Origin of the sequence: Lacticaseibacillus nasuensis JCM 17158, assembly GCF_001434705.1 — a bacterium.
In the GTDB taxonomy this organism is placed as follows: Bacteria; Bacillota; Bacilli; order Lactobacillales; family Lactobacillaceae; genus Lacticaseibacillus; species Lacticaseibacillus nasuensis.
On sequence record NZ_AZDJ01000001.1, the window covers coordinates 192,996 to 217,251 of the forward strand.

21 protein-coding genes and 1 pseudogene are annotated in these 24,256 nt (G+C 58.3%); 19 read left to right on the forward strand and 3 right to left on the reverse strand.

Annotated features, from left to right (window positions below):
* Genes FD02_RS00975 through FD02_RS00995 form a run of 5 tightly spaced genes read left to right on the forward strand, consistent with a single transcriptional unit; the run spans position 1 to position 4,981 of the window.
* Positions 1-744, forward strand: coding sequence for a Stp1/IreP family PP2C-type Ser/Thr phosphatase (locus FD02_RS00975; protein ID WP_056949892.1), 744 nt, complete (start codon positions 1-3; stop codon positions 742-744).
* Positions 741-2,705 (forward strand): Stk1 family PASTA domain-containing Ser/Thr kinase, encoded by a 1,965-nt coding sequence (gene pknB, locus FD02_RS00980; RefSeq protein ID WP_056949893.1) that lies wholly within the window; start codon positions 741-743, stop codon positions 2,703-2,705. Before FD02_RS00975 ends, pknB begins: the two co-directional genes overlap by 4 nt.
* A 17-nt stretch (positions 2,706-2,722) precedes the next feature.
* Positions 2,723-3,631, forward strand: coding sequence for a ribosome small subunit-dependent GTPase A (rsgA, locus tag FD02_RS00985; RefSeq protein WP_054723079.1), 909 nt, complete (start codon positions 2,723-2,725; stop codon positions 3,629-3,631).
* Between the two features lie 31 nt (positions 3,632-3,662).
* Positions 3,663-4,313 (forward strand): ribulose-phosphate 3-epimerase, encoded by a 651-nt coding sequence (gene rpe / locus FD02_RS00990; RefSeq protein ID WP_056949894.1) that lies wholly within the window; start codon positions 3,663-3,665, stop codon positions 4,311-4,313.
* On the forward strand, positions 4,313-4,981 hold the full coding sequence (locus FD02_RS00995; protein ID WP_056949895.1) for a thiamine diphosphokinase: 669 nt from the start codon (positions 4,313-4,315) through the stop codon (positions 4,979-4,981). Before rpe ends, FD02_RS00995 begins: the two co-directional genes overlap by 1 nt.
* 93 nt (positions 4,982-5,074) lie before the next feature.
* Here FD02_RS00995 and rpmB read toward each other — a convergent pair whose 3' ends face one another.
* Together rpmB and FD02_RS01000 are read right to left on the reverse strand one after the other, a co-directional pair.
* Positions 5,075-5,260 (reverse strand): 50S ribosomal protein L28, encoded by a 186-nt coding sequence (rpmB, locus tag FD02_RS11020; RefSeq protein WP_082603255.1) that lies wholly within the window; start codon positions 5,258-5,260, stop codon positions 5,075-5,077.
* Positions 5,261-5,365: 105 nt separating this feature from the next.
* Positions 5,366-5,608, reverse strand: coding sequence for a hypothetical protein (locus FD02_RS01000; protein WP_054723078.1), 243 nt, complete (start codon positions 5,606-5,608; stop codon positions 5,366-5,368).
* A 752-nt stretch (positions 5,609-6,360) separates the two neighbouring features.
* Here FD02_RS01000 and FD02_RS11595 point away from each other — a divergent pair.
* The 14 genes and pseudogenes from FD02_RS11595 to ftsY all read left to right on the forward strand — a co-directional run bounded on the left by FD02_RS11595 (position 6,361) and on the right by ftsY (position 23,874).
* The gene (locus FD02_RS11595) at positions 6,361-6,486 is read left to right on the forward strand and encodes a hypothetical protein (protein ID WP_268871588.1); all 126 of its coding nucleotides are present in this window, start codon (positions 6,361-6,363) and stop codon (positions 6,484-6,486) included.
* 136 nt (positions 6,487-6,622) lie between these two features.
* On the forward strand, positions 6,623-6,988 hold the full coding sequence (locus tag FD02_RS01005) for an Asp23/Gls24 family envelope stress response protein (protein WP_054723077.1): 366 nt from the start codon (positions 6,623-6,625) through the stop codon (positions 6,986-6,988).
* Between the two features lie 38 nt (positions 6,989-7,026).
* Entirely contained in the window at positions 7,027-8,694 is a 1,668-nt protein-coding gene (locus FD02_RS01010) for a DAK2 domain-containing protein (RefSeq protein ID WP_056949896.1), read from the forward strand.
* Positions 8,695-8,754: 60 nt separating this feature from the next.
* Positions 8,755-10,791 (forward strand): ATP-dependent DNA helicase RecG, encoded by a 2,037-nt coding sequence (recG, locus tag FD02_RS01015; RefSeq protein ID WP_054723082.1) that lies wholly within the window; start codon positions 8,755-8,757, stop codon positions 10,789-10,791.
* 82 nt (positions 10,792-10,873) lie between these two features.
* Positions 10,874-11,863: a phosphate acyltransferase PlsX gene (gene plsX, locus FD02_RS01020; protein WP_056949897.1), complete on the forward strand. Its 990-nt coding sequence runs from the start codon at positions 10,874-10,876 to the stop codon at positions 11,861-11,863.
* Between the two features lie 57 nt (positions 11,864-11,920).
* Positions 11,921-12,166, forward strand: coding sequence for an acyl carrier protein (gene acpP, locus FD02_RS01025; RefSeq protein WP_054723076.1), 246 nt, complete (start codon positions 11,921-11,923; stop codon positions 12,164-12,166).
* Positions 12,167-12,530: 364 nt separating this feature from the next.
* A pseudogene (locus FD02_RS01030) lies at positions 12,531-13,526 on the forward strand (ABC transporter ATP-binding protein); the annotation flags it as partial.
* Positions 13,527-13,638: 112 nt separating this feature from the next.
* Positions 13,639-14,589, forward strand: a complete 951-nt coding sequence (locus FD02_RS01035) for an ATP-binding cassette domain-containing protein (RefSeq protein WP_054723075.1) — start codon at positions 13,639-13,641, stop codon at positions 14,587-14,589.
* Between the two features lie 3 nt (positions 14,590-14,592).
* A complete protein-coding gene (opp4B, locus tag FD02_RS01040) occupies positions 14,593-15,555 on the forward strand; it encodes an oligopeptide ABC transporter permease (protein ID WP_054723074.1) in 963 nt (320 codons plus the stop codon).
* Between the two features lie 17 nt (positions 15,556-15,572).
* A complete protein-coding gene (locus tag FD02_RS01045; RefSeq protein WP_056949898.1) occupies positions 15,573-16,493 on the forward strand; it encodes an ABC transporter permease in 921 nt (306 codons plus the stop codon).
* 164 nt (positions 16,494-16,657) lie between these two features.
* Positions 16,658-18,433 carry an oligopeptide ABC transporter substrate-binding protein gene (locus tag FD02_RS01050; protein WP_056949899.1) on the forward strand — a complete coding sequence of 592 codons (1,776 nt, stop codon included), beginning with the start codon at positions 16,658-16,660 and terminating at the stop codon, positions 18,431-18,433.
* 139 nt (positions 18,434-18,572) lie between these two features.
* On the forward strand, positions 18,573-19,301 hold the full coding sequence (rnc, locus tag FD02_RS01055; protein WP_056949900.1) for a ribonuclease III: 729 nt from the start codon (positions 18,573-18,575) through the stop codon (positions 19,299-19,301).
* Between the two features lie 3 nt (positions 19,302-19,304).
* The gene (gene smc, locus FD02_RS01060; RefSeq protein ID WP_056949901.1) at positions 19,305-22,889 is read left to right on the forward strand and encodes a chromosome segregation protein SMC; all 3,585 of its coding nucleotides are present in this window, start codon (positions 19,305-19,307) and stop codon (positions 22,887-22,889) included.
* Complete coding sequence (gene ftsY, locus FD02_RS01065) at positions 22,873-23,874, forward strand: signal recognition particle-docking protein FtsY (RefSeq protein WP_056949902.1); 1,002 nt, start codon at positions 22,873-22,875, stop codon at positions 23,872-23,874. Before smc ends, ftsY begins: the two co-directional genes overlap by 17 nt.
* Positions 23,875-23,911: 37 nt before the next feature.
* On the opposite strand, the gene FD02_RS01070 is transcribed toward ftsY, so the two are convergent.
* Positions 23,912-24,226 (reverse strand): hypothetical protein, encoded by a 315-nt coding sequence (locus FD02_RS01070; RefSeq protein WP_054723641.1) that lies wholly within the window; start codon positions 24,224-24,226, stop codon positions 23,912-23,914.
* Positions 24,227-24,256: the final 30 nt, after the last annotated feature.

The following is a 24,256-nucleotide window of genomic DNA, read 5'->3' on the forward strand; positions in this document are numbered from 1 at the left end:
ATGGAATTCGCATACCGAACCGACATTGGTCAAAAACGGCCGAATAATGAAGATTACGTCGGGTTGTTCACCAACCGCGGCCAGGCGATGCTCGCCATCGTCGCCGATGGCATGGGCGGGCATCAAGGCGGGGATGTGGCCAGCGAAATGGCCGTGTCCCACATTGGCTACGCCTTTGAAAACACCACCGCCGCCGACATCTCCGAGTTGGTGCGGTGGCTGGTCTTCGAGCTGCAACAGGAAAACAGCCTGATCTTAGAAAAAGCCAACCAATTCGCTGATTTGTCCGGAATGGGCACGACGCTGGTGGCCGTGATCATCTCCGGCAACCGCTTCGTGGTGGCCAACATTGGCGACTCCCGCGGGTACTTGTACCGCGGCGGGCACCTGGTGCAAATCACCGAGGACCACAGCCTGGTCAACGAGCTGGTCAAATCCGGCGAGCTGACCCCGGCGCAGGCGCGGAAGTTTCCGCGCCGCAACGTCATCACCCGCAGCCTTGGCGTGGCCGATTCCGTCGACGCCGACGTGACGATTTACGACATGGAGTATCAGGATTACTTGTTGCTGTGCTCGGATGGCTTGACCAACCAGGTGAGCGACGACCAGCTGGCCAATATTTTGGCTAGCGGGATTCCCATCGGCACCATGGCCGGGCAAATGGTGGCCGCGGCCAATGCCGCCGGCGGCCCGGATAACATCACCGCACTCATCATTCATCAGGATTGGAGGGGACAGGCATGATTGAACCTGGCGTCGTCTTAGACGAACGATACAAGTTAATCCGCACGCTAGGCGAAGGCGGCATGGCCAACGTCTACCTGGCCCGCGACCTGATCCTCGACCGCGATGTGGCGGTGAAGGTGTTGCGGCTGGATCTGCAAGACGACCCGGACACGCTGCGGCGCTTCCAGCGGGAGGCGCATGCCACCAGCGAATTGGTGCACCCCAACATCGTGGCGATTTACGATGTCGGCGAGGCGTCCGGCCAGCAATATCTGGTCATGGAGTACGTGCAAGGCACGGACTTGAAGAAATACATCGTCGAGCATTTTCCGATTCCGTACCAGCGCGTCGTGGAAATCATGACCCAGGTGCTGTCGGCGGTGCAAGCCGCGCATGACCACAACATCATCCACCGCGACTTGAAGCCACAAAACATCCTGATTGCCCAAGACGGTACCGCGAAGATTTCCGACTTCGGCATCGCCGTGGCGTTGTCCGACAACTCGATGACCCAGACCAACTCGCTGCTCGGCTCCGTGCACTACCTTTCGCCGGAACAGGCGCGCGGCGGCATGCCCACCAAGCAAAGCGACATTTATGCGCTGGGAATTATCCTGTTTGAAATGCTGACGGGCACCGTGCCGTTTGAAGGCGATTCGGCCGTGGCTATCGCCCTGAAGCACTTCCAAGAGGACATGCCAAGCGTGCGCGATTTTGACCCGCGCATTCCCCAAGCCTTGGAAAACGTGGTGATCAAGGCCACCGCCAAGGATCCGTTGAACCGCTACACCAGCGCCGACGCCATGGCCAGCGACCTGCGCACCGCCTTGAGTCCGGCCCGGGCGCACGAGGAAAAATACGTGCCGCCGGTCGCCTCCGACCTCGACGAAACCAAGATTATTCCCGCGGCCGCCGCGGCTGCAGCTGCCACCACGCCGGCGACGCCAGTCGAAGCGGCCACCAAGGACGATAGCCCGGTGACGCCGGTGACCAAAGTGTTGAGCAACAAGGCCAAGTGGAAGCGGCGGCTGCCGTTTATCATCGCCGGCGTCGTGGCGGCGGCCTTGATCGGTTTGCTGATTGCCGCGTTTGTCGGCGGCCCCAGCGACACCACCGTGCCCGACCTGCGGGGAATGACCACCACCCAGGCCAAGTCCGCCTTAGCCAACAGCAACCTGAAGCTCGGCAAGATCACCAAGCAGTCCAGCACCAAGGTCGCCAAGAATCGCATCATTAAAAGCGACCCGGCGCAAAACACGGATCTCAAGGAAGACAGCAAGGTCGACATCGTCATCAGCAAAGGCGTGAAGAAATTTACGCTGAAGGATTACGTCGGCCAGGACTACGACGATGTGAAAAAAGATCTCGAAGACCGCGGGTTCACCGTGTCGAAGCTGGAAACGACTTCGGACACCGCCCCAAGCGGCCAAATCACGGATCAAGACATCGCCGCCGGCAAGAAGGTTGTGCCAGGCGACACGACGATAACCTTCACCGTGTCCTCCGGTTCCAGCAAGTTTGCCGTCGCCAATTTGGTCGGCAACTACACCGAGTCCTCGGCGCGTGATTACGCCGAAACGCAGGGTCTGACGCTGAAGGTCGATTCCGAATACGACGATAATGTCGCCAAGGGCATGGTCAGCCAGCAGAGCCCGGCGCCGGGCACGATGTTGGCGCGCGGCGACACCTTGACCATTACCGTCAGCAAGGGGGTTGACCCGAGCAAGGCGGAATCCAACAAGGAGGTCACCATTCAAGACCTCACCGGCTTCGGCCAGAACTTGGCGCAACGCTACGCCGATGACAATGGGTTGAAATTAGCCGTCACGGACGATTATTCTGATACGGTGGCAAAGGGCCAGGTGGCCAGTCAATCCCCGGCCAAGGGGACGAAGCTCAAGCCGGGGGAGACGATTAACGTCGTGATTTCCAAGGGACCAAAAACCACGGAAGAATCCAGCAGCAGTAGCAGCGATTGACCAAAGGAGGCAACCACGTGACAGAAACTTTAAAGGGCCGGGTCATTCGCCAAATCAGTGGCTACTACGATATCGCGGTAGGCGACCAAGTCTATCGCACGCGCGGCCGCGGCCAGCTGCGGCAAAGCAAGCTGCGGCCGGTGGTCGGCGACTGGGTGGCCTTCACCCCGACGGCTGACGGCCATTCCGACGGCAGCATGACCCAAGTGTTGCCGCGCCAAAACGCGTTGGTGCGCCCGCCGGTGGCCAATGTCGACGCCGCCATCTTGGTGGTGGCGGCTGTCGAACCGGATTTTTCCTTGAATCTGCTGGATCGCTTCCTTGTGTATCTGGAAGGCAAGCAGATTCACGCCAGCATTTACCTCACCAAAACCGACCTCGCCACGCCGGCGCAACTGGCGCAAATCACCACTTGGCTGGCCGGGTATGCGGAGATTGGCTACGCGAGTTTTCACAGCGAGCCGCCGTTTGCGCCGGCGACGATGGCGGCGGTGCAGGCGACGTTTGCCGACAAGCTGACGATTTTCACCGGGCAAACCGGCGCGGGAAAGTCGACGCTGCTGAATCATCTGGTGCCGGGGCTGACGCAAGCCACCGGAGCCATCAGCAAGGCCTTAAACCGCGGCAAGCACACGACGCGTACCACCGAGTTATTCATGGCTAACGGCGGCTTGGTCGCCGACACCCCGGGCTTTTCCAGCCTGAGTCTGTTGGACGTCGAGCTCACCGAGTTGCGCGACCGGTTTCCGGAGTTCGTTGCGGTGGCCGGGCAGTGCAAGTTCCGCGGCTGCCAACACGTTGCCGAGCCCGCGTGCGCGGTGAAGGCCGCGGTGGCGGCCGGGACCATCATGCCGAGTCGCTATGAGAATTATTTACAGTTTCGCAGTGAGCTGGCCGGCAAGCGGCCGGTTTATCGTAAACAATAAGTTGCGCAAATCGCGCCAGGAGGATTTTTCAATGAAGATTGCACCGTCGATTTTAAGCTCTGACTATGTGAACATGGAACGCGACATTCATGTCGTGGAGGAAGCCGGCGCCGACGTCATTCACGTCGATATCATGGATGGCCATTTCGTGCCGAACCTGAGCTTTGGCCCTGGCATCGTCAGCGCCTTGCGCCCAATCACCAACTTGCCGCTGGACGTTCACCTGATGGTCACCGATCCGGACATGTGGATCGAACCCTTCGCCAAGGCCGGTGCGGATACCATCATGGCCCACGTCGAGGCCACGCCACACATTCACCGCACCTTGCAGTTGATGAAGGCTAGCGGCGTGAAGGCCGGCATCGTCGTCAACCCCGGCACGAGCCTGAGCACCATCGACGAATTGCTACCGAATGTTGACCAGGTGCTGGTGATGACCGTGAACCCCGGCTTCGGTGGGCAAAAATTCCTGCCTGAAATGGCCGACAAGGTGCGCCGGCTCAGCGACATGCGTAAGGCCCGCGGCTTGCAGTTTGACATCGAAGTCGACGGCGGCATCAGCGACCAAACCATCGAAAGTTGCCTGACCGCAGGCGCCGACATCTTCGTGGCCGGCTCCTATGTCTTCAGCAAGGGCGAACCCGCCGCGCAAATCGCCAAGCTGCGCGCCTTCGAACACTAATGACCCGGCTGAATCTGATGCTCGGCGGGCCGGTTGAGGAGTTACCGGCCAACTGGGCGAGTCTGCCAGGAGATTGGGTCGGCGTCGACCGCGGCACCTTGCATTTGCTCAACGCCGGCATCACGCCAGTGTTTGCCGTGGGGGATTTTGATTCGCTCACTGCCGCCGAGCACGCGCGGGTGACTTCGGCGGTGGCGGACATCACGGCGGTGCAGCCGGAAAAAGACGACACCGACACGGAGCTGGCCGTGCAGCTGGCCTTAATGGATCATCACGCCGATGCGGTGACGCTGGTGGGCGCCACCGGCGGGCGGTTGGATCATCTGCTGGCGAATCTCTATGTGCCTGCCGAGGCGCGGTTTCAACCGTTTGCTGCGCAAATCAGTCTGGTGGATCACGACAATCTGGCGTACTTTCTGGCCGGCGGCACCCGCACATTTTCGCCACAAGCCGGGTATGATTATATCGGGATCGTGCCGCTGATGGGCGTGACGGGGCTGACCATCACCGGCGGCAAGTACACGCTGCGCGACTGGTCGTCACAAACGCCATTCGCCTGGGCCTCCAACGAATTCGTGGGGACGCAGCCGATCACGGTGAGCCTGACTGCCGGGGTAGTGGCTGTGATATACAGCCGTGACCGGCGGGGGCAACAAGTGGATAATTAAACACACGCCTGACTCGGCCGAGTCAGGCGTGTTGTCGGTTCTGGATAATTTTCGGCACAAAAAAACGAGAACAAGATTGTTCTCGCTAGCGGGTTAGACCCGAGTCACTTTACCTGATTTCAATGCACGAGCGGAAACCCACACGCGCTTTGGCTTGCCATCAACTAAAATGCGTACCTTTTGAAGATTTGCTTTCCAAGCACGCCGACTGGAGTTCAAAGCGTGAGACCGCTTATTGCCGAAAGTCGTGTGGCGCCCGGTGATTACGTCCTTTGCCAAAGTGAGACCCTCCTTGCTACTTCGCTACCTGCGAATTTTTCACTAGACTAACTTATCATACGGACAGGGCATTTGCAAGCTCTGCTAAGGAAGAATACTTGACAGCTAGGCGAAGAACTCGACGAAATCAAAAATAATCACGGCCACCGCGATCACGCCGTACAGGCCGGTCAGCCACCAGCGTTGCTGCCGCCCGTAGGAAAGGGTCCCCAGCAAAAAGACGATGGGCAACAGCACCATCATGATCGGCTGCAACGCCGGCATCACCACGGCAATCAAGAGCAAGCCGATGGCGACGGTGTTGCCGATAGAAGTAAAAATCGAATCCAATGCGTCGAGAAATTTCACGGGTCGGCCTCTTTCTGGATTAATATCTCCTAGCATAGCACGGCAGCCGAGTCGCGAATAGACCGAACTTCGTGTGACCCGCAGCGGCCGGGTAGGCGGAAAGTGGCCCGAAACCGGCTATTTGCCAAGCAAAAACCTACCGCAAAAATCGCCTCGGAACGCAGTGCTGGCGCGGGTTTGGCTGATTACTCGGTAAATATCAGGGCCGCTCACGTGCAGACAGGTGGGTAGTTCTGCGTGGCAGCGGCGTATGCATCGTTTAACAGCGCATGATTTTTGCGGTCCGGCCGCGCCTTTCTTTGAGCGCCAAGGGATACGTCGATTTTTTCGCGGTGCGCCCGGGCTTGGCAAATAGAACGGATATGCAGGAATTTCAAAGTGCCCATCGAGTTCATACAGAAAATATTCAGTGGGCAAATCGGGGGCTGGCGTGGTGCACAGGGTGGGCATTAATCGCGACCAGCAAATTTTTCGGTTGGGTGGTCAGCCAATCAAGTTTTGCGTATTCTAAATTTGAGGTGAGTTGTGGCCAATTCTGTTGGCACCGTTGCCCGTGATTCGCGCGGCGCGGCGAAATATGCTAAACTATCGTAGAAATGCGACGGGATTTTTGCGCCGTAATTGTGCTCGCAACGGCAAGCGACTGCACACAAGTCCCCCCTGCGCACTGACTGGCAAAACCCGCCAGTCACCACGCAGGCGGCGCTTGTGCTCCGTCACTTACCCGCCGTTGCTCACTACTTGCTCTAATTGTGCTTGCAACGGCAGCGAGCTACACAGAGGACCACCTGGTCACCGAAGCGCACAACCCGCGCTTCACCGCTCAGGCGGCGCCTCTGCGCCACTCGCTAACCGCCGTTGCTCACGACTTGCTCTAATTGTGCTCGCCGGTGCAAGAAACTGCGCGTAGGTCCACCTGAGCTCGAAGCACACAACCCGTGCTTCAGCGCTCAGGCGGCGCCTACGCTCCGTTTCTTCCCGCACCGGCTCACTACTTGATAGGAGGACTTTTTCATGGCGGTTAAAATCAAGACCAAGTTTGGCACGATCGATATCGCGAATGGCGTGATTGCCACGGTCGTCGGCGGCGCTGCCACCGACATTTATGGCATCGTGGGGATGGCCAGTCGCAATCAGATTCGTGACAATCTCAACGACATCTTGAAGCGCGAGAATTATTCGCGCGGCGTTGTCGTGCGCCAGCAGGACAACGGGGTGACGGTGGAGGTCAACATCATCGTCGGCTATGGCACCAAGATTTCCGAGGTGTGCCGCAATGTCCAAGAAAAAGTGAAGTATAATCTTGAAACGATGCTTGGCGTCACGGCTAACGCGGTGACGGTGATCGTACAAGGCGTGCGCGTTCTCGGCGACGATTAATCACCGATTCGACAAGCGCATTGAGGAGGAAACACCGAGTGGAAGTTACGACGATTAGTGCGGCTAAATTTCAGGACATGATCCGGATGGCGGCCCACCGTATTAATAAAAATGCTGAGTTTGTTAATTCATTGAATGTTTTTCCCGTGCCGGATGGCGATACCGGGACGAACATGAACCTGACCTTTCAAACCGGAGCCAAGGCCGTGTTGGAAGCCGACGCCGATCATGTCGGGCAACTCGCCAAGCACCTGGGCAAGGGCCTGTTGATGGGCGCCCGCGGGAACTCCGGGGTGATTTCGTCCCAGCTGTTCCGCGGCTTTGCCAAAAGCGTGGAGCCCAAGCAGACGCTGACGGCACAAGATTTAGCCGACGCGTTTGCCAGCGGTGTCGAAACTGCGTACAAGGCCGTGATGAAACCCGTTGAAGGCACGATTCTCACCGTGGCGCGCGAGGCGGCCAAGGCCGGCTTGAAGGCGGCCAACCAGTCCAGCGACACGGTGGTCGTGATGGACGCCGTGGTCAAAGGCGCCAAAAAAGCGCTGGCCAAGACGCCAGACTTGTTGCCGGTGCTCAAGGAAGTCGGCGTGGTCGACTCCGGTGGCCAAGGCCTGGTCTTCATTTATGAAGGTTTCCGCGAAGGGCTCACCGGCGACGGCGACGTCAACGCGTATGTGCCAAGCGAGGCGGAAATGGACGAAATGGTTAACGCGACGCATCATCAAGACGCGCAGACCCAACTCGATCCCGCCGACATCGTTTACGGTTACTGCACGGAAATGATGGTCAACCTCGGCGAAGGGGATAACAAGAAGCCATTCGATTACGAAAGCTTCCGCAACTACTTGAACGACCTCGGCGACTCCACCTTGGTAGTGGCCGACGAAGAAGTCGTCAAGGTCCACGTCCACACCGAGCATCCAGGCACCGTGTTCCGTTACGGCCAGCAGTTTGGCACCTTGGCGAAAATCAAGGTCGACAACATGCGCCTGCAACACGAAAGCATCATTGAGCGCAACGAAGCCAAGCCGGCTGCCCCGCAGCCGCTGGCGGCCTTTGGGGTCGTGGCCATCGCCGCCGGTAAGGGCCTGGGCGAATTGTTCAAGAGCCTCGGCGTCAGCTACGTGTTAAACGGTGGCCAAACCATGAACCCAAGCACCAACGATATTTTAGAGGCGATTACCGCCGCGCACGCCAAGCAAGTCGTCGTGCTGCCGAACAACGGCAACATTTTCATGGCGGCCGAAGAAGCGGCGAAGGCGGCCGAATTGCCAGTCGCCGTGGTCAAGTCCAAGACGATTAACCAAGGCCTGACCGCGATGTTGGGGTATAACCCTGAGGCCGACCTCGACAGCAATGTGGCAAACATGACCGCCGAGCTCGGCAACGTGATTTCCGGCTCCGTTACCCAGGCGATTCGCGATACCACCATCGACGGGCTGGAGATTCACGACGGCGACTGGATGGGCATCATCGACGGCGCCATCAAGATTACCGACGCCGACCGGCAGCAGGCGACGATCAACATGATCAACGCCATGCTGGATGACGATAGCGAAATCGTGACCGTCATCATCGGCGATTCTGGCACCCAAGACGAGGCGGACGCCATCAGTGATGCGGTGACCGCCGCCAATGAGGAGATCGAAGTCGAGATTCACCAAGGCGACCAGCCGGTATATCCTTACCTGGTCTCTGTCGAATAAGTCGTCGGCCCTGTGCTCGCCTCGCGGGCGCAGGGCCGTTTTGGTTGGGAGGTGACGCGTATCGCGTTGACAGATTCCGTGACTAGCCTGCCAGGCGTCGGCGAGAAGCGCGCCGAGGCCCTGGCTAGTCTCGATATTCGGACGATTGGTGACTTATTGTTTTACTTTCCGTTTCGCTACGACGACTTGCAGGTCAAGGACTTAAGCACGGCGCTCGACGGCGAGAAGCTTACCGTCAAGGGTGTCGTGGCCAGCGTGCCGGTGGTGGGGCGTTATGGCCGCACCAGCCGGTTGAATTTTAACCTGCAAGTCGACCGCGATGTGGTGCGCGTCAGCTTCTTCAACCAGCCGTGGCTGAAGGACAAGGTGGAACAAGGCACCGAAGCGGCGATTTATGGCAAGTGGGACGCCAACCGCAAGGCACTGACCGGGATGAAAATCCTGGCCACGCAAACCGACGGCGCGCCGTCTTTGGCCGGAATTTATCCGGTGAACAAGCACGTGCGCCAGTCGACGTTAAAAGAGTTGATTCGCGCCGCTTACGACCGCGACGGCGCCGACTTGCCCACCGAAGTGCCGCCGGCGTTGCGCGCCCATTACCGGCTGGAGGACAACTCGGCGATTGTGCACGGGATGCATTTTCCCGATTCGCCGCAGGAAGCCAAGGCCGCGCGGCGCAGCGCCATTTTTCGCGAGTTCTTTCTATTTGAATGTCAGATTCAGGCGTTAAAGTCGGCAAACGACACGGCGGCAAACGGCCTGGCGATTCCCTACGGCAACGCCAAGGTCCGCGCGCTGATTCAAACCCTGCCGTTTGCGCTAACCAACGCGCAAAAGCGGGTGGTCAACGAAATCTGCGTGGACATGCGCCGGCCGACGCACATGAACCGCCTGTTGCAAGGTGACGTTGGCAGCGGCAAAACCGTCGTCGCCGCCATCGTCATGTACGCCGCGGTGACGGCGCGCTACCAAGCGGCGTTGATGGTGCCCACCGAGGTCTTGGCCGAGCAGCATTACGCCAAGCTGACCAAGCTCTTTGCCGATTTTCCCGTGCGAGTGGCGCTATTGACCGGGTCGACCCCGGCGGCCGAGCGCAAGGCGACGTACGCCGACTTGGCCAGCGGCGCCATCGATATCGTCATCGGGACCCACGCCTTGATCCAACCCGACGTGAACTTTGCCGCGCTGGGCTTGGCCATCATCGACGAGCAGCACCGCTTTGGCGTCAACCAGCGCCGCATTTTGCAGGAAAAAGGGCTGAAGCCCGACCTGCTGGCGATGACCGCCACGCCGATTCCGCGGACGCTGGCAATCACCGCGTATGGCGAAATGGACGTGTCGAGCATCGACGAATTACCCGCCGGCCGCCAGCCCATCACCACCATCTGGCTGCGCAAAAATCAGGTGCGCCAGGCGCATGCGGCGATTTTGGCCGCGCTGGCGGCGGGGCATCAGGCCTTTGCCATCACGCCGTTGATTGCCGAAAGCGAGAAAATCGACCTGCAAAACGCGGAACAATTATATGAAGACATGCAACACGCCGTGGGCGACCGCGGCAGCGTGGCCTTGCTGCATGGGCAAATGAAGCCGGCGGAAAAAGACGCGATCATGCACGACTTTGCCGCCGGGCGCACCCAGGTGTTGGTGTCGACCACCGTCGTCGAAGTCGGCGTCGACGTGCCCAACGCCACGGTGATGGCGATTTTTGACGCCGACCGCTTCGGCCTCGCGCAGTTGCACCAACTGCGCGGCCGCGTGGGGCGCGGCAACGCCGCCGCGCAGTGCATCTTGATTGCCGATCCGAAAAACGACACCGGCGTCACCCGGATGCAAACGATGGTCACCACCACCGACGGCTTCAAACTGGCCGAAGAAGACCTCGCGCTGCGCGGGTCGGGGGACATTTTTGGCCAGAAGCAAAGCGGCCTGCCCGAGTTTCGCGTGGGCGATCCGGTGGGCGACTACGCGAGCTTAAACGTCGCCCAACAAGAAGCGGCGCGCTTATTCAAGCAGGACCCGACCTTGAGTGCGCCGGAGTTTGCCCCGCTGCGGGCGTACCTGGCCCGCCAGCAACAAACCCGCGGCGTGCTCGACTGACCTCGCGCTTGGGCGCGGCGCCGCCGGGGTGGTATACTGACGACTAGACCTTAACGGCCAGCGAAAAACGGAGGAGTTACGGATGAAAATTGCAGTTGACGCGATGGGCGGCGACCACGCCCCACAGGTGGTCATTGAAGGTGTCGAGCAGGCGCGCGACGAATTGACCGATGTCGAATTCACGCTTTACGGGGATGAACAACAGATTCGCCCGTTGTTAAAGTCCGACACGCGCATCACCATCGTGCACACCACGGAGAAAATTAACAGCGACGACGAGCCGGTGCACGCGATTCGCAGCAAGAAGCAGGCTTCGATGGTGCTGGCCGCTCAAGCCGTAAAGGCCGGAGACGCGGACGCCGTCTTTTCCCTCGGCTCCACCGGGGCGCTGTTGGCCGCCGGGTTGCTTATCGTCGGCCGCATTCGCGGCATCGATCGGCCCGGCTTGATGCCGACGCTGCCCACCGTCGACGGCCAGGGCTTTGTGATGCTTGACGTCGGCGCCAACGCGGAGAATCGTCCGCAACAGCTGGTGAACTACGCGGTGATGGGGGACTTCTACGCCCGCGACCTGCGCGGCTTGAAGAATCCGCGCGTGGCGCTGTTGAACAACGGCAGTGAAGCCAACAAAGGCGACGCGTTGCACCAGGAGACCTACAAGCTGCTCAGCGACATGCCGAACCTAAACTTTATCGGCAACGTCGAGGCCGATCACCTGTTGAACGGCGTGGCGGACGTCGTGGTCACCGATGGCTTCACCGGCAACGCCGCGCTGAAGGCCATCGAAGGCACGGCCAAGAATATTTTGCGGCTGGTTAAGCACGCAATTTATGACGGCGGCGTGCGCGGCAAGCTCGGCGGTTTAATGCTGAAAAGCGGCATCACCAACATTGCCCAGACCTTCGACGTTTCCAGCTACGGCGGCGCGGCCTTGTTGGGGTTGAAGGCGCCGGTGGTGAAGGCCCACGGCGGCGCCGACGCCAAGGCGGTGTATTACACCGTGCGCCAGATTCACGATATGGTGCAAAACGGCACCATCACCAAAGTCGTCGACTACTTCACCCAAGCATAGACAAATCGCCTTGAAACCGGTATATTAGTCCTCGTGTAATTGACAAGGAGGAACATCATGACTGAGCAAGAAGCATTTGATAAAATCTCGGGCTTGATCCAAGACCACTTTCAGATTCCAGCGGCGAAGATCACCAACGACTTGAACTTTAAGGAAGACCTCGACGCCGATTCGATCGACATCGTGGAGTTCGTGCTCGAGCTCGAGGATACTTTCGGCGCCGAGATTCCCGACGCGGATGCCGATAAGATTGTGACCGTCGGCGACGCCGTGCAATACGTGCTCGCGCACCAAAGCAAATAAGGCGCTTGTCGCGCTAAGTCAGTGATGATGCGCGCACCACACCCAGCAATCCAACGAACGGCTAACCAGGCCGTTTTTCTTTTCGGCTCAGTTGTTCATGATGCGTAGACGCCTGTTTACTTACAATTACCAACAATGAGCGCCCCTCATTTGCCGCTTAGCGTGCCGCCACACGGGAAAATTGCGGGCCGATTGCCAAAAAAAGCGCCGGAATCACCAAGAAAACGCTTTGAAAGCGTAAACCGACGCGCTTCGCCTCTTGCAAAGGGGCGGGGTGGTTTGTATAATGAATCATAAATTGATTTGAAATTTAATCTAGTTCTCATACTTGTCAAAAGAGTGGGAAGGAAAAGGGGGATTTACGATGGACAAACCAGAAGACCTATTGCTGGATATTCAGCACCTTCACACTGCGTTTCGTGTTGGCGATGATTTCTATGATGCCGTCGATGATGTCAGCTTGACCCTGAAAAGAGACGAGATCCTGGCGATCGTCGGCGAGTCCGGCTCGGGGAAAAGTACCCTGGCCACCAGCATCATCGGGCTCCACAATCCAATGAACACGAAGGTTACCGGTGACATTTTGTACAGTGACCTGAACTTGGTGGGGCTCAACGAACCCATTTACAACCGGTTGCGCGGTAACGACATCGGCATGATTTTCCAGGACCCGTTGGCGGCGTTGAACCCGCTGATGCGCATTGGGGACCAAATCGCCGAGACCTTGCTGTACCACACCAAGATGACCAAGGAAGAGCGCGACAAGCGCGTCTTGGAACTCTTGGGCCAGGTTGGTATTCCGAATCCGGAACGCACCTTCCGCCAATATCCGCATGAGCTTTCTGGGGGCATGCGCCAGCGTGTCGTCATCGCCATTGCCATCGCCTGCAAGCCGCCGATCATCATCGCCGACGAGCCGACCACGGCGCTGGACGTCACGATTCAGGCCCAGATTCTGGACTTGTTGCGCCAGATTCAATCCGAAACCCACTCCGGCATTATTTTGATTACCCATGACCTCGGGGTCGTGGCCGAAACCGCGGATCGCGTCGCCGTCATGTACGCCGGCCAAATCGTGGAAAAAGGCAGCGTCAAGGATGTCTTCGAGCACCCGACGCACCCGTACACCCGCAGTCTTCTGCGCTCCATGCCGCAGGCGGACTCCGATGACGATGAACTGCACGTCATCCAAGGCGTCGTGCCGTCATTGAAAAACATGCAAATTGAAGGCTGCCGCTTCGCCGAACGGATTCCGTGGATTCCTGACAGCGCGCATGAAGCCAAGCCGACGATGCATGAAGTTGGCCCGGATCACTTCGTTCAGTGCACGTGCTACAAGTCGTTCCACTTCGAAGACGAACCGGCACCAACCGCCGAGCAAATCGCCGCGGCACCGGACAAGCCAGCCGTAGAAACTGCGGTTGGTGGCGCCGGCGTCACCGACGATTCGGAAGATTAACGGGGGAAACATTATGGCATTGATTGAAATTCGCAACCTCAAGATCCACTACCCGATTCGCAGCGGCTTCTGGAATCGCGTCACCGACCATGTGCTCGCCGTCGACGGCGTCAACTTCGACATCGAAGAAGGCGAAACCTACGGGCTGATTGGCGAATCCGGTTCCGGTAAGTCCACCATCGGCAAGGCCATCGTGGGCCTCGAGCCCGTTACGTCCGGCCAGATTATTTACAAGGGCAAGGACATCACCAAGGCCAAGAACCGCAAGGCCTTGCAATACAACAAGGACGTCCAAATGATTTTTCAGGATTCCTTGTCGAGCCTGAATCCCCGTAAGCGCATCGAAGACATCATCGCCGAGCCGATTCGCAACTTCCAACGCCTCAGCGCCACGGAAGAACGCAAGCGCGTCCAGGAGCTCTTGGACATCGTCGGCATGCCAAGCGACGCGTTGTACAAGTACCCGCATGAATTCTCCGGCGGCCAGCGCCAGCGCATCGGCGTGGCCCGGGCCGTGGCGACCAACCCGAAGTTGATCGTCGCCGACGAACCCGTTTCGGCGCTGGACCTGTCCGTGCAGGCGCAGGTGCTGAACTTCATGAAGCGCATCCAGGAACAGTACAACATTTCTTATTTGTTCATCTCTCATGACCTGGGTGTCGTGAAGCACATGTGTCGGGCGATGGCCATCATGCACCGCGGCCGCTTCGTTGAAATCGGCACGCGCGAGGACATCTACACCGACCCGAAGCACATCTACACCAAGCGCTTGTTGGCGGCGATTCCTGAAGTCAAGCCCGGCGACCGTGACGCCCACGTGGCGCACCGCAAGGCCATCGAAAAGGAATTCACCGAAGAAGAGAACCGGTATTACGACAAGAATGGGCGCGTCTATGACCTGCAACGGGTCAGCGACACGCACCAGGCCGCCTTACCGGAACTGGCAGACGGCGGGGAGGCGTAGACTATGTGGAAAACAATTTTACGACGCGTGCTGATCATGATTCCCCAGCTGATTTTGCTGAGTATCTTGGTGTTCATTCTCGCCAAGATGATGCCTGGGGATCCCTTCACCGGCTTGATCACGCCGCAAACAGACCCAGCGCAAATCGCGCACTTAAAAGCTGCCGCCGGGTTGAATGACCCGTGGTGGACGCAATACTTCCACTGGGTCGTCAACATGTTCCATGGCGACTTAGGGCAAAGCTACACGTACAAGCGCGCCGTCACCGGCTTGATTGGTGAACGCGCGGTCAACACCTTCTGGTTGGCGCTGCTCACGGTAGTCATTTCTTACGGGATCGCCATTCCGTTTGGCGTCATCGCCGGTCGGTATGAAGACACGTTGCGCGACAAGAGCATCCAGCTGTACACGTTCGTTTTGCTGGCGATGCCATCCTTCGTGTTCTACCTGTTCGGCTTGGTTGTCTTCGGCTACGTGTTGCAGTGGTTCCCAACGAGCGGCTACGTGTCATTGAACGCCGATCCAGGCACCATTGGCTACTGGGGCAGTCGCTTGTACCACATGATCTTGCCGGCGTTAGTCGGGGGGCTGGTCAGCACCAGCGGTACCATTCAGTACCTGCGCGCCGGGGTCATCGATAACACCAACGAAGACTTCGTCCGCACCGCGCGGTCCAAAGGGGTGCCAGAACGCGTCGTCTTTAACCGGCACATTTTGCGCAACTCCTTGCTGCCAATCGCGGCGTTTCTGGGGAACTCGATCACCGGCTTGCTCGGTGGGTCGATCTACGTTGAAACGATTTTCAGTTACCAAGGGATGGGGCAATTATTCGTTTCGTCCATTACTGCTAACGACTATTCCGTCATCACGGCATTGACCTTGCTGTTCGGCTTCTTGACCCTGTTAGGGAACTTGTTGTCCGATATCATCATGAGCATCGTTGATCCACGTGTCCGGGTCGAGTAGGAAAGGGGGAAATGACAATGGCTAAAGAAGACACACCAACGACTGACACCCAGGTGCCAGAAACTGCAATTGCCGCTTCACCTTCCGCTTTCCGGGTAATTGTACGTGAATTTTTGAAGGACAAAGGCGCCATCGTCGCCTTAGTCATCGCGATTTTGATTATTGCCGCGGCGCTGATCGTCGGCACCATGAACTCCGGGGAGCTGACCACCAACGTTAACGTCTTGGACCGCTACATGGCCCCGGGCGTGAACGGGCACATTCTCGGCACCGATGAAGGCGGCCGGGACATCTTCCGGTATCTGTTCGTTGCCGCCCGTAACTCCATCGGCATTGGGGTTTCCGTGGCGATTCTGATCGAGTTTATCGGCATCGTGCTCGGCACCATTTCCGGTTACTTCGGCGGCATGGTCGATAACGTCATCATGCGCATCGTCGATTTCTGGATGGTCCTGCCATCCATGCTGTTGATCATCGTCTTGGTCACCATCGTGCCACATTACGACGGCTTCAAGCTGGTCATGATCATGACGGCCTTTTCGTGGATGACCACCACGCGACTCGTGCGCTCACAGGTCTTGTCGCAAGGGCGGCGCGATTATGTGTACGCCTCGAAAACTAGCGGCACCAGCAACTTTAAGATTATGTTTGCCGGCGTCTTGCCGAATATTAGCTCCATCATCATCACCGACTTGACGCTGACCATCGCCTCAAGTATCGGCCTAGAATCTGGGCTGGCCTTCCTGGGCTTTGGCCTGCCAAACAGCACGCCTAGTCTTGGGACCTTAATCGGGTATGCGACCAATCCCGAAGTCACCATCGACCGCTGGTGGGTGTGGCTGCCAGCCGCGTTAGTCTTGTTAGGGCTGTCGCTGTCGATTAACTTCGTCGGCCAGGCCTTGAAGCGCGCCGCTGACTCCCGTCAACGCCGTGGTTAGTCTCATGAAATGAGGATTTCATGAAAAACTTCGCCAATTTCTCAAACTTTTTGCACATTACAGTTGACGTAGAATTTTCATGATGCTATCATTTTTGTCACAGAAAGCTTTTCAATCCTTTGGGCAAAGGATTGAGGGGTTCTGGAAATTAGGGGGGAAACAACATGAGTAAAAAATCCATTCTGGGTTCTGTTACCATGGTCGCTGCCTTAACCGTGCTTCTGGCGGCTTGCGGCTCCAAGAGTAACAGCTCCAGCAGCTCCAGCAGTTCCACCAAACAACAAACCTTCCCGTTAGCAACGACTAACAAGAAGGCTGCGGTCAAGGGTGCAACCTTGAACATCGCCGTTGTTGATGATTCGCCATTCAAAGGGGTCTTCAACGAAGAGCTCTATGATGATGCTTACGATGCCGACTTCATGACACCAGCGGCTGAATCCTTGTTTGGCACCACGTCCGGCTTCAAGTTCAACGACAAAGGTGCTGCCAGCATCAAGTTCGACAACGACAAGAAGACCGCCACGATCGAGATCAAGAAGAACGTGAAGTGGTCTGATGGCAAGCCTGTGACTGCCAAGGATATCGAGTATGCGTACGAAATCGTCGCCAACAAAGACACGTCGACTTCTCGTTACACCGGTTCCTTGCAGAACATCGAAGGCTTGAGCGAGTATCATGATGGCAAGTCCAAGACGATTTCTGGGGTTGAAATGCCTGACGGTGCCGATGGCCAGAAAGTCATCCTGCACTTCAAGCAAATGAAGCCAGGCTTTACGCAGTCCGGGAATGGTTACTTCCTTGAATCTGCTGCACCATACCACTACTTGAAGAGTGTGCCATTCAAGAAGTTGGCTTCTAGCGATCAAGTGCGGAAGTCGCCACTGTTCTTTGGCCCTTACGTCATGAGCAAGATCGTGCCTGGCCAATCCGTTGCCTACACGGCTAACAAGTACTACTGGAAGGGCGAACCGAAGACTAAGAAGCTGACAGCCTCCGTTGTTTCCACCTCCTCCATCGTTTCTGGTTTGAAGAACAAGAAGTATGACATTGCTATGGAAATGCCTACCGATAACTATTCTTCTTACAAGAACGTCAAGGGTTACAAGATCCTTGGTAAGGAAGACTTGTCTTACACCTACATCGGCTTCCACGTTGGTAAGTGGGACGCCAAGAAGGGTGTCAACGTCATGGACAAGAACGCCAAGATGAACAACAAGTCCCTGCGTCAGGCGATGAGCTACGCGCTGAACTTGGATGAAATCAACAACAAGTTCTACCCAGGCCTGCGTTCCACTGGGACCACGTTGATTCCACCTGTCTTCAAGGAATTCCACGACAGCTCCTTGAAGGGCTACCCACTGAACATCAAGAAGGCGAACAAGCTGCTTGATGATGCGGGTTACAAGAAGGGCAAAGATGGCTACCGGACTGATCCTAACGGCAAGAAGTTGACCATTCGCTTCGCTTCCATGGCCGGTGGCGATTCCGCGACTGCCATTGCCCAAGACTACATCCAGCAATGGAAGAAGATCGGCCTGCGCGTCAAGCTGACTTCTGGTCGCCTGCTTGAATTCCAAAACTTCTACGACAAGATCCAAAACGACACGAACGACTACGATGTGTTCCAGGCCGCTTGGTCCCTGTCTTCCGAACCTTCACCTGCTGACTTGTTCAGTGAACAAGCGCCTTACAACTTCAGCCGCTTCGTTTCGAAGAAGCACAACAAGCTGATTGCTGACATCGACAGTGAAGCTTCTCTGAATGCGGATCACCGTAAGAAGGCGTTCTACGCATGGCAGAAGTGGATGATGGATCAAGACTACGTTGAACCAGTGCAATACCGGACCAACGTAACGCCTGTTTCCAACCGGGTCAAGAACTTCACCATCCAATGGGGTTCATCTCCTTGGAACGAAGTGGAACTTACTGCTAAAGACTAAACTCTAATTTCCAGAAGGCAATCGCGCAAGCGGTTGTCTTTTTTTGTGCGAGAAGTTTCTGCGAGACTTTTTGCGGCCGGGCGCGCTCTTCTGTATAATAGGCAAGGACACGTTACGGTCACATTAGAGGAGGAAGCACATGGTTGCATCAGAGTTTGTCAGTGAATTGCGGCACCGGTACGGGATCGAGTTTAAGGATCTCGCGATTCTTGACGAAGCCTTCACCCATTCCTCCTATGTGAATGAGCACCAAAACATGGGGCTGCGCGACAACGAGCGCCTCGAGTTTCTCGGCGACGCGGTGCTGGAGATCACCGTGTCGGATTACTTGTACCGCCACTACCCGACGCTGCCAGAAGGCAAACTGACCCGCATGCGCGCGGCTATCGTGCAAACCCGCAGCTTCTCGATGTTTTCTAAGGAGGCGCACTTCGATCGCTACGTGCGCCTCGGCAAGGGCGAAGAAGCCGCCGGCGCGCGCAGCCGCTTGACGCTGTTGGAGGATTTGTTTGAGGCCTTCAATGGCGCGCTATACCTCGACCAAGGGCGTGAAGCCAACGTGAAATTCGCCGAGCAGGTGATTTTCCCGCACATCGCCGCCGGGGAGTTCGACGCCAACCTCGACCACAAGACGGCGCTGCAGGAATTTGTGCAGCAAGACGGCGAGGTCAAGATCGAATACCAATTGCTGAGTGAAAACGGTCCGGCCCACGCCCGCCAGTTCAAGGTGGACGTGGTCGTCGACGGCCAGGTGCTCGGCACCGGCGTCGGCAAAAATAAAAAAGCGGCTGAGCAAGACGCGGCGCACAACGCCTTAACGACGTTGCGCCAGGCCCCAAGCGCCGGCTCAGCATCGACTGGAAGTTAACCTATGCAATTAAAGCAACTAACCATCAACGGCTTCAAATCCTTCGCCGACAAAACCACCATCGAATTCGTCTCGGGGCTCACCGGCATCGTCGGCCCCAACGGCAGCGGCAAGAGCAACATCACCGAAGCGATTCGCTGGGCGCTGGGCGAGCAAAGCGCCAAAAGCCTGCGCGGGGAGAAAATGGGCGACGTCATTTTTGCCGGCACCGCCAACCGCCCGCCGCTGAACCGCGCCGAGGTGGTCATGACCTTCGATAACAGCGATGGCTACTTGAAGGAGCAACCCGCCACCGTCGCCATCACGCGGCGGCTGTACCGCGACGGCGAGTCCGATTTTCTCATCAACAACCAAGCGGTGCGGCTCAAGGACATCGTCGACTTGTTCATGGACTCGGGGCTGGGCAAGGAGAGCTTCTCCTTTATTTCCCAGGGCCGCGTCGAGGCGATTTTTAACAGTAAACCAGAGGAACGCCGGGGGATCTTGGAAGAGGCCGCCGGTGTTTTGAAGTACAAGCAGCAAAAAACCAAGGCCGAACGCGAGCTCACCACCACCGATGATAACCTCGACCGCGTCAACGACATCATCCAAGAACTCCACCGCCAGCTGGCGCCGTTGGAGGAGCAAGCGAGCCTGGCCCGCGACTTCGAGCAGCAAACCAGCGAATATCAGCAGATTCACAAGCAGATTCTGGCGCTGGAGATTCAACAGTTTGCCGCCGAGCAGGAACAAACCCAAGCGGCCAACCGTGAGACCAAGCAAATCGTCGCCGCCCAAGCTGACCGCGCCAAGTCGCTGGAGGCTAAGTCGGAGGCCTTGACCCAAACCGAAGACGACTTGGAACGCGAACTCAACCAACTCAACGACGACATCTTGGCCAAGTCGATGCGGCTGGAGGGCCTCACCGGCGAGGCCAATTTGTCCTCCGAGCGCGTTAGCAACGCGCAAAGTACGCTGGCCGAGCTCAAGGAGCAACTGGCCAGCGCCACCAGCGACCGCGAGTCGGCAGAAGCCCAGGTGCAGACGCTGAGCGACCAGGTGGCGGCGCAAACCACTAAGCGTGCCGCCTTGGCCAAGGCCTTGCAGGATCAGCAAGCCGCCGCCCACACGCCCGCGCAACTCAACGAGCAACTCGACGCCGCGCAGAATCACTACATCGACCTCTTGCAGCAACAGGCGACCAATAAAAATGCGCTGGCCGCCACCGAAAAAGATCAGGAACTCGCCGCGCGGCAAAGCTCCGCCGACGCCACGCGCCTGCACGGCCTGCAGCAAGCCGCCGCTGAGGCGAAGGCCACGGCTGCTACGCAGGCAACTAAGGTGGCCGACTTAACGTCGCAGCTCGCCACGGCCAGCGCCACCTTGGATGAGGCGCAAGACCGCCTTACCGCCGCGCGCGAGGCGCAAGCCGGCGCCGACACCGCGTACCGCGACCACGTCGCCGAGTTTCAGCGGGCCAAGGCGCGCTACGAAACGCTCAGCGAACTGAAAGAAGATTATAGCGGCTTTTACGCCGGCGTGCGCGCCGTGTTGAAGCACAAGGCCAACCTCACCGGCGTAATCGGCGCGGTCGCGGAGTTGTTGACGGTGCCGGCCAAGTATCAACAGGCCATGGACGTCGCCCTTGGCGCCAACCTGCAAGCCGTCGTCACCACCGACGAAACCGCCGCCCGCGAAGCGATTACCTATTTGAAGCAAACCCGCGCCGGCCGCGCCACCTTTTTGCCGGTGAGCGTCATTCGCCCCCGCCAATTACCCGCGGCGGTGCAGCGCCAGCTGGCCGAAGCCCCCGGCTTCATCGGCGTCGGCAGTGACTTGGTCCAAGCCGACCAGGCGGTGCAAAACGTCGTGGCCAATCTCCTCGGCAGCCTGATCGTCGCCGACACCCTAGCCAATGGCGTCAAGCTCGCCAACTTATCTGGCCACCGCTACCGCATCGTCACGCTAGACGGCGACATCTTGTCGCCGGGCGGGGCGATGACCGGCGGCCACGCGCAACGCAGTGGCGTCTCGCCGCTAGCTCGCACGCAAGAGGCTGCGCGCTTGAAGCAAACGCTGGCCGACATGGTGCCGGCCTTGCAACGGGAAAAAGCCGCGCTGGATGACAAAACCGCCGCGGTGGCCACGGCCACCACGGCGGTGACTGAAGCTCAAGCGACCAGCACGCGCCTCACTGCCGATTTACGCGCGGCCACGGCGCAGCGCGACAGCCTCGCCGAGCAGGCCACCCAAGCCACGCGCCAGGCGCAAGCCGCCAAGCTGGCCGCCGATGCGACCACGGATTTTGCCGCGAAGCTCACGACCTTGCAACACACCGCCACCGAGCTGGCGGCGGCCATCGCGCAGGCGCAGGCGACGATTACCAACACGAAAGAACAACTGAATTCCGCCACGGCCGCCGAAGCCGAATACCAAGCCCAGCTGAATCAGCGGCAAACGGCGCTGGCGGTGTTGACCACCGAGTGGCAAACCGCCAAGACCCAGCTGCAGCAGTGGCAAGACCAAGCCGCCCAGCTCGCCCAACAGGTGAAGACGCTGACGGCCCGCATCGCGCGCATTACCCGCGAATCCGCCGACACCGCTGAGGAAAAAGCCAACCGCGAGGCCACCATCAAGCGCTTGAATTCGGAGTTGGCGACGCTGAAGGCCCGCCAGGATCAGCAAGCCAAGGCCAAGGCGGCCAATCACACGACGCTCAGCGAGGTTTCCGCGCAAATTTCCACGGCCTACGCCAAGCAAAACGCGGCGATGGCCACCGCCGAACAACAAGCCGCCAGCCTCAGCCGCTTGAAGCTGAACCTGGAGAACCGGCTGGCGACCTTGGCGGAGGATTATCAACTGAGTTTTGAAGCCGCGCAACAGCTGGTCACGCAGCAGCCGGCGGAGTTGCCGGCGATGAAGAGCAAGCTGAAACTGCTCAAGCGCGGCCTCGACGACCTCGGACCGGTGAACCCCAACGCCATTGCCGAATACGACAACGTCAAGCAGCGCTACGAGTTTTTGCACAAGCAACAAACCGACCTGCTGGACGCCAAGGCGCAGCTCTTGGCGACGATGGGGGAGCTGGACGAAGAGGTCAAGGTGCGCTTCAAGGACATGTTCGACCAAACCAACGCCGCCTTCGAGGAGATCTTCCCGAAGATGTTCGGCGGTGGGCATGCGCACCTGAGCCTGACGGATCCTGACGACCTGTTGAACACCGGCCTGGAAATCTCGGCCGAGCCGCCTGGCAAGAAGTTGCAGCGCCTGTCGCTGCTGTCTGGTGGCGAGCGGGCGCTGACGGCCATCGTGTTGTTATTTGCGATTTTGCAGGTGCGGCCGGTGCCATTTTCCATTCTCGATGAGGTGGAAGCCAGCCTCGATGACGTCAACGTCAACCGCTTCGGGGAATTCTTGAAGCACTATAGTAGCGACACGCAATTCATCGTCATCACCCACCGCCGCGGCACGATGCTGGCGGCCAATATGCTGTATGGGGTGACGATGCAGGAATCCGGCGTCAGCAAAATGATGGCCGTGAGCCTCGACCAACTGGCCAAGCCGGCCGCTAGTCACCCGAAGGAGGATGAACATGGGGTTATTCGATAAACTTCGCGCCGCGTTTGGCGGCAAAACCGATACGCCGCCGGCAGACGACAAATACGAAGAGGGCCTGGCCAAAACCCGCTCGAGTTTTGGCGAGCGGCTGAATGCCTTGTTCGCCAATTTCCGCACCGTCGACGAAAACTTCTTCGATGACCTCGAGGAAATGTTGATCGAAGCCGACGTCGGTTACGACATGGCCGTCAAGCTCAGCGACGAGTTGCGCGAAGAGGCCAAGCTAAAAAACGCCAAGTCCTCACAGGACCTGGCGCAAGTCATCGTCACTAAATTGGTGGAGCTTTACGCTGCTGCCGGCGTCAACGAGGACAATTCCTTGCATGAGGCCACCAGCGGCCCGACGGTGTATCTGTTTGTCGGCGTCAACGGCGCGGGCAAGACGACCACCATCGGCAAGCTCGCCCACCAGCTGGAACAAACCGGCAAAAAGGTGCTGCTGGCGGCGGGGGATACCTTCCGCGCCGGCGCCATCGAGCAGCTGCAGGAATGGGGCAAGCGTGATGGCGTACCCGTCGTCGCCAGTGCCGTCGGCGCCGATCCGGCGGCAGTGGTGTTTGACGCCGTGAAAAAAGCCAAGGCCGAAGCATTCGACATCTTGTTGGTGGACACGGCAGGCCGCCTGCAAAACAAGGTAAACTTGATGAAGGAGCTCGATAAAATCAAGCGCGTCATCAGCCGCGAGTTGCCCGAGGCCCCACAGGAAGTCCTGCTGGTGCTCGACGCCACCACCGGCCAAAACGCCTTGAGCCAGGCCAAGCAGTTCAACGAGACGACGGATATTTCCGGCATCGTGTTGACCAAGCTCGACGGCTCGGGCAAGGGCGGCATCGTCTTGGCGATTCGCAACGAATTGCACGTGCCGGTGAAGCTCGTCGGCCTCGGCGAGGGGATGGACGACTTGCAGCCGTTCGTGCCGGAGAAGTTCGCCTACGGATTATTCCAAGGCTTGATCGAAGAGCCGACTCAGGATTAAAAAAAACGCCTTGGCGAATTTCGCCAAGGCGTTTTCACTAAGCAGCGGCCACTTTGCGCTCGCGGCCGAGAATCACTTGAAGCAAGATCAAGACGATGTAGGCAATCAATAAGGCGCCAAGCCACGGGCCCATTTGCACCGTGCTGTCAAACCAATACTTCTGCCAGGCGGTGTTGCTCATCACCCAGTAGAAGATGGCGGCGAACACGAGACCCAGCGTGTTCAAAATGGCGTAGAACCACAAGTTGCCATTCTCGTGCCGGGCCAGGTTGATCAGGCTGAACACCAACGTCCACGTGCCCCAAGCGGCCATCAACAAAACCACGGCCCAATACAGGATGGTTGCGACCATAATTATCCCTCCAATTCTATTCTTGTTCAT

What these genes read in the sequence shown, in the direction of transcription:
- FD02_RS00975 (WP_056949892.1), top strand. Translation starts at nt 1, where the DNA reads ATGGAATTCGCATACCGAACCGACATTGGTCAAAAACGGCCGAATAAT.
- pknB (WP_056949893.1), top strand. Translation starts at nt 741, where the DNA reads ATGATTGAACCTGGCGTCGTCTTAGACGAACGATACAAGTTAATCCGC.
- rpe (WP_056949894.1), top strand. Translation starts at nt 3,663, where the DNA reads ATGAAGATTGCACCGTCGATTTTAAGCTCTGACTATGTGAACATGGAA.
- FD02_RS00995 (WP_056949895.1), top strand. Translation starts at nt 4,313, where the DNA reads ATGACCCGGCTGAATCTGATGCTCGGCGGGCCGGTTGAGGAGTTACCG.
- FD02_RS01005 (WP_054723077.1), top strand. Translation starts at nt 6,623, where the DNA reads ATGGCGGTTAAAATCAAGACCAAGTTTGGCACGATCGATATCGCGAAT.
- plsX (WP_056949897.1), top strand. Translation starts at nt 10,874, where the DNA reads ATGAAAATTGCAGTTGACGCGATGGGCGGCGACCACGCCCCACAGGTG.
- acpP (WP_054723076.1), top strand. Translation starts at nt 11,921, where the DNA reads ATGACTGAGCAAGAAGCATTTGATAAAATCTCGGGCTTGATCCAAGAC.
- FD02_RS01035 (WP_054723075.1), top strand. Translation starts at nt 13,639, where the DNA reads ATGGCATTGATTGAAATTCGCAACCTCAAGATCCACTACCCGATTCGC.
- opp4B (WP_054723074.1), top strand. Translation starts at nt 14,593, where the DNA reads ATGTGGAAAACAATTTTACGACGCGTGCTGATCATGATTCCCCAGCTG.
- FD02_RS01045 (WP_056949898.1), top strand. Translation starts at nt 15,573, where the DNA reads ATGGCTAAAGAAGACACACCAACGACTGACACCCAGGTGCCAGAAACT.
- FD02_RS01050 (WP_056949899.1), top strand. Translation starts at nt 16,658, where the DNA reads ATGAGTAAAAAATCCATTCTGGGTTCTGTTACCATGGTCGCTGCCTTA.
- rnc (WP_056949900.1), top strand. Translation starts at nt 18,573, where the DNA reads ATGGTTGCATCAGAGTTTGTCAGTGAATTGCGGCACCGGTACGGGATC.
- smc (WP_056949901.1), top strand. Translation starts at nt 19,305, where the DNA reads ATGCAATTAAAGCAACTAACCATCAACGGCTTCAAATCCTTCGCCGAC.
- ftsY (WP_056949902.1), top strand. Translation starts at nt 22,873, where the DNA reads ATGGGGTTATTCGATAAACTTCGCGCCGCGTTTGGCGGCAAAACCGAT.
- FD02_RS01070 (WP_054723641.1), bottom strand. Translation starts at nt 24,226, where the DNA reads ATGGTCGCAACCATCCTGTATTGGGCCGTGGTTTTGTTGATGGCCGCT.